This window comes from Acinetobacter sp. YH01025 (assembly GCF_013420185.1).
Classification (GTDB): Bacteria; Pseudomonadota; Gammaproteobacteria; order Pseudomonadales; family Moraxellaceae; genus Acinetobacter; species Acinetobacter indicus.
This window is the reverse complement of record NZ_VOYR01000001.1, coordinates 377,445-391,540: the sequence shown is the minus strand read 5'-3', so window position 1 is coordinate 391,540 and position 14,096 is coordinate 377,445. Positions and strand designations below refer to the sequence as shown.

The window sequence follows — 14,096 nt, the reverse complement described above, 5'->3', positions numbered from 1 at the left end:
GTGAAAAAAATAGCGCAATGCATGAAAAAATTTGACTTCAACTGCTCAGGACTTAAAATACCGCATTTGAATTTTTTACGATTGCCAAAGTTATGTCGAATGATCAATTAGACCAGCAAGTCGTCGAGCTGGACAACTTAAACGAGCACCGTGAAATTGTGACGTTTATGCGTCGTTCCTCACCACTCAACACCTCTCAACGTACTGCGCTTGAACAATATGGTCACCTAATTTTGGAATATCCGGTTGGCGATTTACGTCAGCATTTTGAACATCCAGAACGTCCTTTAACGGTAGAAATCGGTTTTGGAATGGGCCGTTCACTGGTCTTAATGACGCAGGCCAATCCGGAGCGTAACTTTGTGGGTATTGAAGTGCATGTGCCGGGTATTGCCCAGTGCGTATATGAAGCAGGCACAGCCGGTTTAAGCAACCTGCGCGTACTGGATGCCGATGCAATTCAGGTGCTGCGTGAAATGCCAGACAACAGCATTAACACCGTGCAACTGTACTTCCCGGACCCATGGCAAAAGAAACGCCACTTCAAACGCCGCTTTGTGGTGGATGAGCGTATGGAACTGATTGAACAAAAACTGGAAATGGGCGGTACTTTCCATGCAGCAACTGACTGGGAACCGTATGCAGAATGGATGCTGGACGTGCTGGACAACCGTTCACGTTTAGAAAACCTGGCAGGCAAAGGCAACAGCTATCCACGTCCGGAATGGCGCCCGCAAACCAAATTTGAACGCCGTGGTATTGAAGCCGGTCACAAGATTAACGACTTTATCTTTAAGAAAATTTCTTAATCGCAAAGTTGAAAAAGCGCTGAAATCTCAGCGCTTTTTTTATACGTCCCTATTTTAAGATCAAAGATTTTAAAATAGATGATCTATTAGTCAAAAGATCGGATCGCCCACTCGATCAATCAGCATCAACCCGAAAATAACAACAATGGGTTATGACTGATGACGTTCTAAAATCTGCTGGCTGAATAGTTGATAAACCGCCTGTAAATCGGGTCGCTGTGCATCGGCCAATAACTGCTGATGCATCTGTAAAATATTCTGATCACCACGCATGGCCGGGCCGGTCTGCATGATTTTAGGGTCGGCCTGGGTGGCCTTCTGCGCCGTTTCCAGCATTAACGGATACAGCAGACTAAAATCGACCTGCTGGACATCAACAATTTGCCGGGCCATGTCATAACAATAATTACTGAAATTACAGGCAAACACCGCGGCCAGATGCAGGCTCAGACGCTGCTCGGAGCTATAGGCATAAACCCACTGACTGAGTTCATTGGCCAGCTGCAACAATACAGCCTGATCGTCTTCATGTGCCGCTTCAATAAATAAAGGGGTATGAGTCCAGTCAATCTCACGTTCCAGACTAAAGGTTTGTAGCGGATAAAATACTCCGGCACGTGCATGTACCTGCTGCAACAGCTGCATTGCAGTACTGCCGGAGGTATGGACCATCAGCACTTCAGGCAGATGAGGATGCACCTGCTCAATTACCGCGGCAATGGATTGATCACTCACCGCAATGATCACCAAGTCTAATGTTGCATCAAACTGTTCAGGGCTATGAATTGCACTGGCCTGTACCTGCTGTGCCAGCTGCGCTGCCTTATCCAAACTGCGGCTATAAATCTGTACTATCTGGTGCCGTGCACTCAATGCCCGTGCCAGATGATGTGCTACCCGCCCCGCGCCAATAATCCCGATTCGCATCTGTTTCATCTATATTTTGAACTGCCCACAGCATGCCAATAAAAAAAGGACGAATCAATTCGTCCTGATAGATTTGAGCCAGTTTTAGAACTTTCTTAAGGTCAGAATCTGTTCACTGCGTCCAAATGGCCCATGAACATCATGCAGAATGCCGCTGGTCAGACCAATACCGTCTTCACCATATTGTTGTACCACTTCCAGTCCTAGCCACTGGCCTTGCGGTAAGCGGTGCAGATGAATTTGCAAATCCAGGTTTGGAAAGCCCCAACCGGCATTCGGGTCCTGACGTGGCACCACACCATTGGCGGTATCTACCATACCCATCAGGCGGGTAAAATCCGATGTCGGCTGGCCGTCAATCATTTCAAGCTGATTACTGAGCCAGACAATGCCTTTGCCCGGACGATGGTCCAGATGGGCACGGGTCTGAATACTTTGAATATAGCCGCCTGGCCAGCAGCGCATGCCATCCCACTCGGGTAAATAGTCCGGACTTTCTGCCGGTAAATCTTCCAGACCGGCAATGCCTCGAGTGTCGGAAGTCAGCATTTTCCAGGCACGCGCCACAATACAGGTTTTGCCATTGGCACACATTTCCGCTTCAATCAGTTCAATGGTTTTGCCCGGGCGAATCATGCGGGTAGTAATTGAAAATTCACCAAAGGCAATTAAACCAAAAATATCCAGCCCGACCCGGCCAATGCGCATTTCTGCACGTGGCTGGAACTGTTCCAGCTCTGCACAGAGAATACCGGTGGCAGGTGCCATATGCTGCTCATGCGGATTCCACGCGCCCTGAGCATGAATATTCGATTCATAATAAGCTGTGCTGCTGCCATCTGCATGCTGTTCACGTCTGATAAAACTGTAATATGCCGACATTATTTTCCCTACTTCCTTGCTCTTTGCTCTGTGTGCTACCTACCTGTGTAGCCCCTGTCTCGTTTATTTTCGTGCAAAAAAACCATAATAATTCATGATTTGACAATAAACCCTGCAACTTTTAAATCCGACTTTTGTTAATACGTCTTTGGTCTGTTCAGCCGAAACCAGTTCAAAATCATCATCCAGACGTGCAATCATCTTTTCACTCTGGCTCACTGTTAAGCCCTGTTGCACCGCTACATGCTGCAGCACTTGCTGTTCAGCCAATGTTTCAGGCTGCATCAGGTCATAACTGAGGAAAACACCACCCGGTTTTAAGCGCTGGCAGATGTCCTGAAAAAAATCGGCTTTGGCCGGCATGGGAATAAAATGCGCCACCAGAATGGCCAGTGCCGCATCAAAAGGCTGAGGGGACTCTAAACTCTGGGTATCGGCCTGAATAAACTGCACCCGCTCGGCACCTGCAATTGAGCGGATCGTATTTTGTGCCTGTTCCAGCATGGCACGGGAGGGATCAATGGCGGTAATCTGCCACTGTGGATGATGCGCCAATAAATAGGTCAGCTCATAGCCTGTCCCGCACCCGACCACCAGAATATGCGCAGTTTCCGGTAATTCTGCCGTTAAAATGGCATCAATCTGTTGATGTACCAGCTCATAGCCGGGAATCAGTTTACGGATGTGATCATCATAGCCAGCGACAATGACTTCACTGTGAAAGTTTTTGGCCATCTTTAACTCACTCTACCTCTGACTCTTGAATAGACTTGCGAAGATCATTCTTGTTGGAAAGTCATGACAGCTCGCGGAAAGCAAAGTAATTTTGCTCTGATTTGATTTTTCCCAAGATTCAATCACATGACCGGCGATATCCCTGTCGCCCTGTCATGTGATTAGATGCCTGCATGAATCAAGCAATTTCTTTTAGGTTTAACTCTTCACGCATAAATTCACGCAGCTTAAACTTCTGCGCCTTACCCGATGCCGTCATTGGAAACTCGCTAAAGAAACGCACATAACGTGGCACTTTATTGTGTGAAATATGCTCGGCGCAGTACTGGCGAATGGTTTCTTCTGTGCAAGGGTCGTTTTCATGCAAGATAATGCAGGCGCAGAGTTCTTCGCCATATTTATGGTCAGGTACGCCAATCACCTGTACATCGCAAACCGCCGGATGGGTATAGAGGAAATCTTCAATTTCTTTCGGGAACAGGTTTTCACCGCCACGAATCACCACATCTTTAATCCGGCCTTTAATTTTGACAAAGCCTTCATCGTCCATTTCAGCGATATCACCGGTATGCATCCAGCGTGCAGCATCAATCACTTCTGCGGTTTTTTCCTGATCTTCCCAATAGCCGAGCATTACCGAATAACCGCGAACACAGAGTTCACCGAGCTGTCCACGTGGTACCACCTTGCCCTCTTCATCGACAATTTTGACTTCCAGATGTGGATGGACTCGGCCTACGGTACTGACGCGACGTTCCACCGAATCTTCCGTTGAACTTTGCGCACTTACCGGTGCTGTTTCAGTCATGCCATAGCAGATGGTAATTTCCGACATATGCATGCGGTCAATCACGCGCTGCATGATTTCCTGCGGACATGGACTGCCGGCCATAATACCGGTGCGCAAGCTTGACAGGTCAAACTCATCAAACTGTTCATGCTCTAAAATGGCAATGAACATGGTCGGTACGCCATAAGCGGCGGTACATTTTTCCTGCTGAATGGCTTTTAAAGTATCCAGCGGGTTAAATACGGCTGATGGATAGACCATGGTTGAACCATGAGTGATACAGGCCAAGTTCCCCATCACCATCCCGAAACAGTGGAATAACGGCACTGAAATACAGACCCGATCTGCCGGGCTGAGATGAATTGCTTCACCGACAAAATAGCCATTATTTAAAATGTTGTTATGGGTCAGCATGGTGCCTTTCGGATTCCCGGTGGTGCCCGATGTAAACTGAATATTAATAGTTTCATCAAACTGCAATTCACTAGAAATCTGCTGCAGTTTTTGCAGCATTTTTTTGCTTGGCGGGGTCAGTAAATCCTGAAAGCGGTGTAATCCGGCATGTTCCTGATCATCAATTTTAATAATATGTTTCAGATGCGGCAGGCGCTCGGCTTTCAGCACTTTGCTTGCTGCCTGGTTCAGCTCCGGGGCAATTTTGGTCAGAATCTCCTGATAATTGGTGGTCTTGAACTGCGAGGCAATCACCAGTCCCTTACACGACACTTTATTCAGTACATATTCCAGCTCATTGCTTTTATAGGCCGGGTTCAGGTTCACCAGAATAATGCCGGCTTTAAAGGCCGCAAACTGGGTAATGGTCCATTCCACGCAGTTCGGCGACCAGATTGCAAGACGGTCACCTTTTTGAAAGCCCAGTTTCAGCAAACTGCAGGCAAAGGCATTCACCTGCTCTTGCAACTGCCGGTAGCTCAAACGCACATTCTGATGCAGGCTGACCACCGCATCCTGTTCGGCGTATTGCGCGCAAGCCTGATCAAATTTTTCACCAATCGTTGTGCCCAGTAAAGGCTGGCTGCTCGTTCCGTAGGCGTAGCTTAACCGTACTTGTGTCATTGAATCGTTCTCCTTGATTCTTTGTAATTCTGATTTTCAACTCTACTAATTGTTTTTGAACCACGACTACCTGTCTGTCTTCCCTGCCGTTTTTATCGTTTTTACTCACTTCCCTCCTGTCGACGTACTGCGTTCACACAAAAATCGGCAATCTGTTTGACAAAGTAATCCTTATAGTTTTGATCAAACATCACATTGCGAGATGGGTTCAAAGGTTCAATCACCACAAAGGTCATGGAGCCAACCACGCCCAGTGCGGCGGTGTTCAAATCTTCAAACTCAAACTCACCATTGACTTTTCCTTCAGCCAAAATTTCCTTAATGCTCTGCTTGATCAGCTGTTTACTGCGAAAACGTTCATGTTCCATTTCCGGATCAACCGGTTCAAACATGAGCGCATACGCCAGTTGGGGACTGTTCATCGCACGCTTCACAAAAGTTGTAACAGATTTTTGCAATTTCTGTTTTGGCGATAAATCCGAGCCGGCAATGTGGTTCAAAATTTCAACCTCATGCTGAATCGCATTCGACAACACTTCAATTAAAATCTGGCTTTTGTTTTCGAAATATCGATAGACCAGACCGGTAGATACACCGGCGCGTTCCGCAATGGCCTGAATCGACGCCTCTTTAAAGCCCCCTTGAGCAATTAGTTCACGAGCGGACTGCAAAATCGACAGGCGATTCTGTTCCATTCGTTCCTGCATCAATGATGATCTTTTATAACTCATATCTTATTCTCAACCAGATAAAATGAATTGTAAATCATTTTGTGAATTTTAGTTCACTTTTTTAAATTTTCGATGTATGTTAAAAACCAAGCACAACAAAAATGCTTTTTTGGAAACAACAAATATAACCGCAGGATGGATGAAGAAATGAATTTACAAAGCTTGGATTTCGGTTTGGATGAAACACTGATCGCCCTTCGTGATTCAGTTGCTGCATTTTGTGCAAAAGAGATCGCACCCATTGCTCAACAGGTCGACCGTGACAACGAATTCCCTGCTCATCTTTGGAAAAAGTTTGGGGACATGGGTTTACTCGGTCTAACCGTAAGTGAGGAATATGGTGGCACCAACCTCGGTTATCTGGCACATATTATTGCCATGCAGGAAATTTCACGTGCCTCAGCATCTATTGGCCTTTCCTACGGGGCACATTCTAACCTATGTGTGAACCAAATTAAGCGTAATGGTAACGAAGAACAGAAACAGCGCTATTTACCGAAACTGATTTCAGGTGAATATGTCGGCGCATTGGCCATGTCAGAACCGAATGCCGGCTCCGATGTGGTCAGCATGAAACTCAAAGCTGAAGATCAGGGCGATCATTATCTGCTAAACGGTTCAAAAATGTGGATCACCAACGGTGGCGATGCAGATGTGCTGGTGGTCTATGCCAAAACTGATACCCAAGCCGGCGCCAAAGGCATGACCGCTTTCCTGATTGAAAAAACCATGCCGGGCTTTAGCCACGGTACGCACCTGGACAAACTGGGCATGCGCGGCTCGAATACCTATCCACTGTTCTTTGACAACGTGCGCGTACCGAAAGAAAACGTCCTCGGCGGTGTCGGCAATGGTGTAAAAGTGCTGATGAGTGGTCTGGACTATGAACGTGCTGTATTAAGCGCAGGCCCACTGGGCATTATGGATGCCTGCCTAGACACCGTGATTCCGTATATCCACGAGCGTAAACAGTTTGGTCAGGCACTGGGCGAATTCCAGCTGATGCAAGGCAAAATTGCTGATATGTATTCGACCTGGCTGGCCTGTAAAGCACTGGTCTATGCCGTAGGTGCAGAATGTGACAAAGCCGAGCATAGCCGCAGCCTGCGTAAAGATGCTGCCAGCGCAATTTTATATGCAGCCGAAAAAGCCACCTGGATGGCCGGTGAAACCATTCAGACGCTAGGTGGGAACGGTTATATCAATGAATTTTCTGCTGGACGTTTATGGCGTGATGCCAAACTCTATGAAATTGGTGCAGGCACCTCGGAAATTCGCCGTATGCTGATTGGCCGCGAACTGTTTAACGAAACTGCCTAAAAAATAAATCACAAGAATAGACAAGGATGTTGGCATGAATCAATTACAGAGCAAAATCAATATTCGCAGCGAAGAGTTCAAAAACAACCACGCAGCGATGCAAACCCTGGTCGATGACCTGAAACAGAAAGTCCAGAAAATTGCCCTGGGCGGCGGTGAAACTGCACGTCAGAAACATCTGGATCGCGGTAAATTATTACCACGTGAACGGATTGACCACCTGATTGATCCGGGTACGGCTTTTATTGAAATTGGTCAGCTGGCTGCCTATCAGGTGTATCAGGATGATGTGCCTGCTGCCGGTGTGGTGGCCGGTGTCGGTCAGGTCAATGGCGTGACCTGTATGATCATTGCCAATGATGCGACAGTCAAAGGCGGAACGTATTATCCGCTGACTGTGAAAAAGCATTTACGCGCTCAGGAAATTGCCGAGCAGAACCATCTGACCTGTATCTATCTGGTCGATTCTGGCGGTGCCTATTTACCGCTGCAAGATGAAGTATTCCCGGACCGTGATCACTTCGGCCGTATTTTCTACAATCAGGCGCGTATGTCGAGCATGGGCATTGCCCAGATCGCCGTGGTGATGGGCAGCTGTACAGCCGGCGGTGCTTATGTCCCTGCCATGTCGGATGAAACCATTATTGTGCGGAATCAGGGTACGATTTTCCTGGGTGGCCCGCCACTGGTGAAAGCTGCCACCGGTGAAGTGGTCAGCAGTGAAGACCTGGGCGGTGGAGATGTGCACACCCGTTTATCAGGTGTGGCCGATCATCTGGCAGAAAATGACGAACATGCTTTGGCCATTGCCCGCAACATCGTCGCCAATTTAAATAAAAAACCAAATCCACAACCGGAAAATGTCGAAGCACCATTATTCGATGCGTCCGAGCTGTACGGCATTGTCCCGACCGATGCGCGTAAACCGTTTGATGTGCGTGAAGTGATTGCCCGTATTGTCGATGGTTCACGTTTTGACGAGTTCAAGGCACGTTTTGGGACCACGCTGGTCACCGGCTTTGCCAAACTGTACGGTATGCCGGTTGGTATTATTGCCAACAACGGGATTCTGTTTTCCGAGTCGGCACAAAAAGGCGCACACTTTATTGAACTGTGTACCCAGCGCAATATTCCCCTGCTCTTCATTCAGAACATCACCGGCTTTATGGTTGGCCGTCAGTATGAAAATGAAGGTATTGCCAAAAATGGTGCCAAACTGGTAATGGCAGTCGCGACAGCCAATGTGCCGAAACTGACCCTGGTGATTGGCGGTTCTTTTGGTGCCGGCAACTACGGTATGTGTGGCCGTGCCTATTCACCACGCTTTATGTGGACCTGGCCAAACTCGCGTATTTCGGTGATGGGCGGTGAGCAGGCTTCGAGTGTACTCTCGACCCTGAAACGCGACCAGATTGAAAGCAAAGGCGGCAGCTGGTCAGCGGAAGAAGAAGATCAGTTTAAACAGCCTATTCGTGACCAGTACGAACGTCAGGGGCATCCATATTATGCTTCTGCGCGTTTATGGGATGATGGTGTTATTGATCCAGCACAATCACGTGAAGTATTGGCGCTCAGTCTGGCGGCGGCATTAAATGCCCCAATCCAGCCAACCAAATTCGGCGTGTTCCGCATGTAAGAGGTGACAAAAATGGATTATCAATTTTTACAACTCGAACAGCAAGATCAGGTGGCCACGGTGTGGATTAACCGTGCCGAACTGCACAATGCCTTTAATACGCAGGTCATTGAAGAATTACACGCCTGCTTTCAGCAACTGAATACCCGCGCTGATGTACGTGTGGTGATTCTGGCCGGTCGTGGCAAGAGCTTCTCTGCCGGTGCCGACCTGAACTGGATGAAACAGGCCGGTCAGGCCTCACAGGCAGACAATGAAGCCGATGCTTTAAAACTGGCAAAAATGCTACAAAGTCTGGCTACCTTGAAACAACCCACCATTGCCCGTGTCCATGGTATTGCTTTTGGTGGTGGTATGGGTCTGGCTTCAGCTTGTGATATCTGTATCGCCAGCACCGATGCCAAGTTTGCAACCTCCGAAGTACGTTTAGGATTGGCTCCTTCCACCATTAGTCCTTATGTGATACGTGCGATTGGTGCCCGTCAGGCGTCACGCTATTTCCTGACTGCTGAGCGAATCTCAGCTGAACAGGCGAAAACCATTGGTCTGGCACATGAAGTGACTGCACCAGAACATCTCGACAGTAAAATTGATGAGATTGTTGAAGCGCTCTTACTCGGTGGACCAGAAGCACAGAACGCCTCAAAACAACTGATTCAACTCGTCGATCAACAGGTCCTGACTGAAGATCTGCTGCTTAAAACCGCACAGCATATTGCCCATGTTCGCCAGGGAGATGAGGCGAAAAATGGACTGAATGCATTTTTAAACAAAAAAAGCCCGGCCTGGATCAAGACCACGGCATAACAACTAGAAGGATCCTAACGATGTTTGAAAAGATTTTAATTGCCAACCGTGGTGAAATTGCCTGTCGTGTAATTCGTACAGCGAAAAAGTTAGGCATCGCTACTGTTGCCGTATATTCCGATGCCGATGCACAGGCACAGCATGTCAAACTGGCAGATGAAGCCATCCATATTGGTGAATCGCCTGCTGCACAAAGCTATTTACAGATTGAACGTATTATTCAGGCAGCAAAAACTACAGGTGCTCAGGCTATTCATCCAGGTTATGGCTTCCTGTCTGAAAATGACCAGTTTGCACTGGCCTGTCAGGACAACAACATTGTCTTTATTGGCCCGCCAGTTGACGCCATTCTGGCGATGGGTTTAAAAGCCACCTCTAAAGCCTTGATGGAAAAAGCCGGCGTACCACTAACACCGGGTTATCATGGCACCAATCAGGATGCTGCGTTCTTAAAACAGCAGGCGGATGACATTGGCTATCCAGTGCTGATTAAAGCCAGCGCCGGCGGTGGTGGTAAAGGTATGCGTCTGGTTGAGCGCAGTGAAGATTTCCTTAGCGCCCTGGCCTCCTGTAAGAGTGAAGCCCGTTCCAGCTTTGGCAATGAAGATGTGCTGATTGAACGCTATGTGGTGCAGCCGCGTCATATTGAAGTGCAAGTGTTTGGCGATACCCATGGCAATTATGTGCATCTGTTTGAACGCGATTGCTCTGTGCAACGTCGTCACCAGAAAGTTCTGGAAGAAGCACCTGCACCTAAAATGCCTGAAGATAAACTTGAAGCGATGCGCCAAGCCGCAATTGACGCTGCACGTGCAGTAAATTATGTCGGTGCCGGTACAGTCGAGTTCATCGTTGAACAAGACGGTACTGCTTATTTCATGGAAATGAACACCCGTCTACAGGTTGAGCATCCGGTCACTGAAATGATCACCGGTCAGGATCTGGTCGAGTGGCAATTACGCGTCGCCTTTGGTGAGCCTTTACCAAAACAGCAGCACGAATTGCAGATTCACGGCCATGCTTTAGAAGCACGTGTTTATGCCGAAGAACCTGAAAAAGGCTTTATTCCGGCGATTGGTCAAATCAGCTATCTGCATTATCCAGCACAAAATGAAGCGGTACGTGTCGACAGCGGTATTGTTGAAGGCGATGAAATTAGCACCTACTACGACCCGATGATTGCCAAACTGATTGTCTGGGGCAAAAACCGTGAAGCAGCATTAACGCAAATGCACCATGCTTTAGGTCAGTTCCATGTCGATGGTCTGGGCAACAACATTGCCTTCCTGGATCGTCTGGTACTGTGCGATTCTTTCAAGAATGCCAATTTGGATACTGGCCTGATTCAGCGCGAAGAAGAATTCCTGCTAAAACCGGCCACAGAGCTGAACAGTACGCTAGTGGTCAGCGCGGCCTTCATCGAATTGCTGTCACGTTTGGCCCAGAACCCGAGCGCCAGCAATCCGGTCTGGCAGACCAATGCTTTCTGGCGTTTAAACCTGCAATCGGGGCAGACAATCAAATTACAATGTAATGACAAAACGTTAAATATCCAGTTTGCAGCACAAGAACATGGCTTTGTCGCACAGTATGAGGGTCAGACTTTTGAGCTTGAGGGTCAGTTACTGGATGCGCATACCCTGCAATTCAAGCTGGCCGGCAAACAGCAAAAACTGGCCTTTAGCCAGACTGAACATGGCATTACCCTGTTCCAGAATGGCCAGAGCTATAAATTTACCTATCTGAAACCGGTATTTAACCAGGATGATGAACAAGGTGCTGAAAACAACCTGACTGCGCCAATGCCGGGTGTCATCACTCAGGTACTGGTCGCGGCCAATGACAAAGTCAAAAAAGACGATGTCCTGATGACCCTCGAAGCCATGAAAATCGAATACTCGATTCGTGCACCGCATGATGGCATCGTGGCCAGCTCTTACTTCCAGGCCGGTGATCAGGTCAAAGCTGGCGATGAGCTGGTGGAATTCCAGCCGCTGGCGGAGGAAGTCGCATGAGCGAATTTGTCAAAATTGTTGAAGTCGGGCCACGCGATGGCCTGCAAAATGAAAAAACACCCTTAACCCTGGATGACCGCAGACAGCTGATTCTGGATTTAATGCAAACCGGATTACAGGCCATTGAAGTTGGTTCCTGTGTATCGGCCAAATGGGTACCGCAAATGGCAGACAGCGATGTGCTGTTTGCCGGCTTGCCCAAAGATCCAAATATCCAGTTCAGCCTGCTCACGCCAAACCTGAAAGGTTTTGAATCTGCGCTGGCGGTGGGCTGTCAGGAAGTTGCGGTCTTTACCGCAGCCTCTGAAAGTTTTACCCGTAAAAATATCAATTGTTCGATTGATGAAAGTTTTGAAAAATTCAGCGATGTAATGCGTGAAGCCAAAGCGCACAACATTCGTGTGCGTGGTTATGTGTCCTGTATGGTCGATTGTCCGTACGAAGGCGCGATTGATCCACAGCAGGTGGCAAAAGTTTCGCAGCGCCTGCTGGATATGGGCTGCTATGAAGTGTCTTTAGGTGAAACCATTGGCACCGCCACACCCGACCGGGTGAAAAAAGTCTGGGATGCCTGTCTGGCTGAGCTGGATGCAACGGTGCTGGCCGGTCATTTTCATAATACCTATGGCATGGCTATCGCCAATATTTATCAATCACTGCTGCAAGGTATTCGCGTTTTTGACTCGTCAATTGCCGGTTTAGGCGGCTGTCCTTATGCCAAAGGCGCATCCGGCAATGTCTCAACCGAAGATCTGTATTATCTGCTGTCCAACATGGGCTATGAAACCGGCATTCAGCTGGATGCCTTGATGCAGGCCAGCCGTAACATCAGCAATGTTTTACAGCGCAATAATCCATCCAATTATGCCAATGCCTACTGGCAAAAAGCCTGCGCTTAATAACCGAATAAAACCCGGCTTGAGCAATGCCCTCAAGCCACTCAAGGATGTAACAGCAGCAATCTGCTGAAAAAAGGATAAAATAGAGGTGACACATGGCAAATAAAGTCTATGACAGCGCACAAGCCGCCTTAAATGGCGTGGTTCAGGATGGTCAAACCCTGGCCGTGGGTGGTTTTGGCCTGTGCGGGATTCCTGAAGCATTAATTGCCGCGCTAAAAGACACCGGTGCCAAACAGCTGACCTGTATTTCCAACAATGCCGGTGTCGATGGTTTTGGTCTGGGGCTGCTGCTTGAAACCAAACAGATTAAAAAAATGATTTCATCCTATGTCGGTGAAAACAAGGAATTTGAACGCCAGTTCCTGAGTGGTGAACTGGAAGTTGAACTGACCCCGCAAGGTACGCTGGCAGAAAAATTACGTGCCGGCGGTGCAGGTATTCCAGCCTTCTTTACCGCCACCGGTGTCGGTACCGTCATCGCGGAAGGCAAAGAAGTGCGCCAGTTTAAAGGTCAGGATTATATCTTAGAAGAATCTTTAACTGCCGATGTTGCCCTGGTCAAAGCCTATAAAGCCGACAAGGCCGGCAACCTGATTTTCCGTAAAACTGCACAAAACTTTAATCCGGTCTGTGCCATGGCGGGCAAAATCACCATTGCCGAAGTCGAAGAAATTGTAGAGATTGGCGCGCTCGATCCAGATGAAATTCATCTGCCGGGGATTTATGTCAACCGCATTGTGTTAAATGCACATCCTGAAAAACGTATTGAACAAATGACTTTAAAGGCGGAGGCTTAAACCATGGCTTGGACGCGTAATCAAATGGCGCAGCGCGCCGCACAAGAACTGGAAGATGGTTTCTATGTCAATTTAGGGATTGGTTTACCAACTTTAGTCGCTAACTATATTCCAGAAAATATCAACGTTTGGCTACAGTCAGAAAACGGCCTGCTCGGGATTGGGGAATTCCCAACTGAAGCCACGGTCGATGCTGACCTGATTAATGCCGGCAAACAGACGGTCACAGCTCGTCAAGGTGCTTCGTTTTTCTCTAGCGCAGACTCTTTTGCCATGATCCGTGGCGGCCATGTCAATATTGCCATTCTGGGGGCCATGGAAGTCTCTGAACAGGGCGATCTGGCCAACTGGATGATTCCGGGCAAAAAAGTCAAAGGTATGGGCGGTGCCATGGACCTGGTCGCAGGTGTGCAAAAAGTGGTGGTGTTGATGGAACACTGCGCCAAAGATGGGACACCTAAAATCGTTTCACAGTGTAGCCTGCCGCTGACCGGTAAAGCCGTGGTTCATCGCGTAATTACCGATTTGGGCGTTCTGGATATTACCCCAACCGGCGTGCATCTGGTGGAACTGGCACCGGAGGTCAGTTTTGATGAAATCCAGAAAGTCACCGGGGTGCCTTTAATACGTAATGCAGCTTAATGGCTGGTTTTAAAAGCGGGCATCGG

The 14,096-nt window shown here is 48.2% G+C and carries 13 protein-coding genes; 8 read left to right on the top strand and 5 right to left on the bottom strand.

What is annotated here, in order from left to right:
- Window positions 1-92 precede the first annotated feature (92 nt).
- Window positions 93-809, top strand: coding sequence for a tRNA (guanosine(46)-N7)-methyltransferase TrmB (trmB, locus tag FTT89_RS01810; RefSeq protein ID WP_180006824.1), 717 nt, complete (start codon window positions 93-95; stop codon window positions 807-809).
- A gap of 150 nt (window positions 810-959) precedes the next feature.
- On the opposite strand, the gene FTT89_RS01805 is transcribed toward trmB, so the two are convergent.
- The 5 genes from FTT89_RS01805 to FTT89_RS01785 all read right to left on the bottom strand — a co-directional run bounded on the left by FTT89_RS01805 (window position 960) and on the right by FTT89_RS01785 (window position 5,951).
- Entirely contained in the window at window positions 960-1,736 is a 777-nt protein-coding gene (locus FTT89_RS01805) for a Rossmann-like and DUF2520 domain-containing protein (protein WP_168405297.1), read from the bottom strand.
- Between the two features lie 84 nt (window positions 1,737-1,820).
- Complete coding sequence (locus FTT89_RS01800; RefSeq protein ID WP_168390819.1) at window positions 1,821-2,618, bottom strand: thioesterase family protein; 798 nt, start codon at window positions 2,616-2,618, stop codon at window positions 1,821-1,823.
- Window positions 2,619-2,681: 63 nt separating this feature from the next.
- Window positions 2,682-3,353, bottom strand: a complete 672-nt coding sequence (locus FTT89_RS01795) for a class I SAM-dependent methyltransferase (protein ID WP_104488772.1) — start codon at window positions 3,351-3,353, stop codon at window positions 2,682-2,684.
- 178 nt (window positions 3,354-3,531) lie between these two features.
- Entirely contained in the window at window positions 3,532-5,220 is a 1,689-nt protein-coding gene (locus FTT89_RS01790) for an AMP-binding protein (protein WP_104488771.1), read from the bottom strand.
- A gap of 101 nt (window positions 5,221-5,321) precedes the next feature.
- Complete coding sequence (locus FTT89_RS01785; protein WP_005177074.1) at window positions 5,322-5,951, bottom strand: TetR/AcrR family transcriptional regulator; 630 nt, start codon at window positions 5,949-5,951, stop codon at window positions 5,322-5,324.
- Between the two features lie 147 nt (window positions 5,952-6,098).
- On the opposite strand from FTT89_RS01785, the gene FTT89_RS01780 reads away from it, so the two are divergent.
- From FTT89_RS01780 to FTT89_RS01750, 7 genes are all read left to right on the top strand, one after another.
- Window positions 6,099-7,271 carry an isovaleryl-CoA dehydrogenase gene (locus FTT89_RS01780; protein WP_005177068.1) on the top strand — a complete coding sequence of 391 codons (1,173 nt, stop codon included), beginning with the start codon at window positions 6,099-6,101 and terminating at the stop codon, window positions 7,269-7,271.
- A gap of 34 nt (window positions 7,272-7,305) precedes the next feature.
- Window positions 7,306-8,907: a carboxyl transferase domain-containing protein gene (locus tag FTT89_RS01775; RefSeq protein WP_005177066.1), complete on the top strand. Its 1,602-nt coding sequence runs from the start codon at window positions 7,306-7,308 to the stop codon at window positions 8,905-8,907.
- Between the two features lie 12 nt (window positions 8,908-8,919).
- A complete protein-coding gene (locus FTT89_RS01770) occupies window positions 8,920-9,714 on the top strand; it encodes an enoyl-CoA hydratase/isomerase family protein (protein WP_127799219.1) in 795 nt (264 codons plus the stop codon).
- Between the two features lie 20 nt (window positions 9,715-9,734).
- The gene (locus FTT89_RS01765; RefSeq protein WP_180006826.1) at window positions 9,735-11,729 is read left to right on the top strand and encodes an acetyl/propionyl/methylcrotonyl-CoA carboxylase subunit alpha; all 1,995 of its coding nucleotides are present in this window, start codon (window positions 9,735-9,737) and stop codon (window positions 11,727-11,729) included.
- Window positions 11,726-12,628, top strand: a complete 903-nt coding sequence (locus FTT89_RS01760; RefSeq protein ID WP_180006827.1) for a hydroxymethylglutaryl-CoA lyase — start codon at window positions 11,726-11,728, stop codon at window positions 12,626-12,628. Before FTT89_RS01765 ends, FTT89_RS01760 begins: the two co-directional genes overlap by 4 nt.
- A gap of 95 nt (window positions 12,629-12,723) precedes the next feature.
- Window positions 12,724-13,428, top strand: coding sequence for a CoA transferase subunit A (locus tag FTT89_RS01755; RefSeq protein ID WP_005177058.1), 705 nt, complete (start codon window positions 12,724-12,726; stop codon window positions 13,426-13,428).
- A gap of 3 nt (window positions 13,429-13,431) precedes the next feature.
- Complete coding sequence (locus FTT89_RS01750) at window positions 13,432-14,070, top strand: CoA transferase subunit B (RefSeq protein ID WP_180006828.1); 639 nt, start codon at window positions 13,432-13,434, stop codon at window positions 14,068-14,070.
- Window positions 14,071-14,096 lie beyond the last annotated feature (26 nt).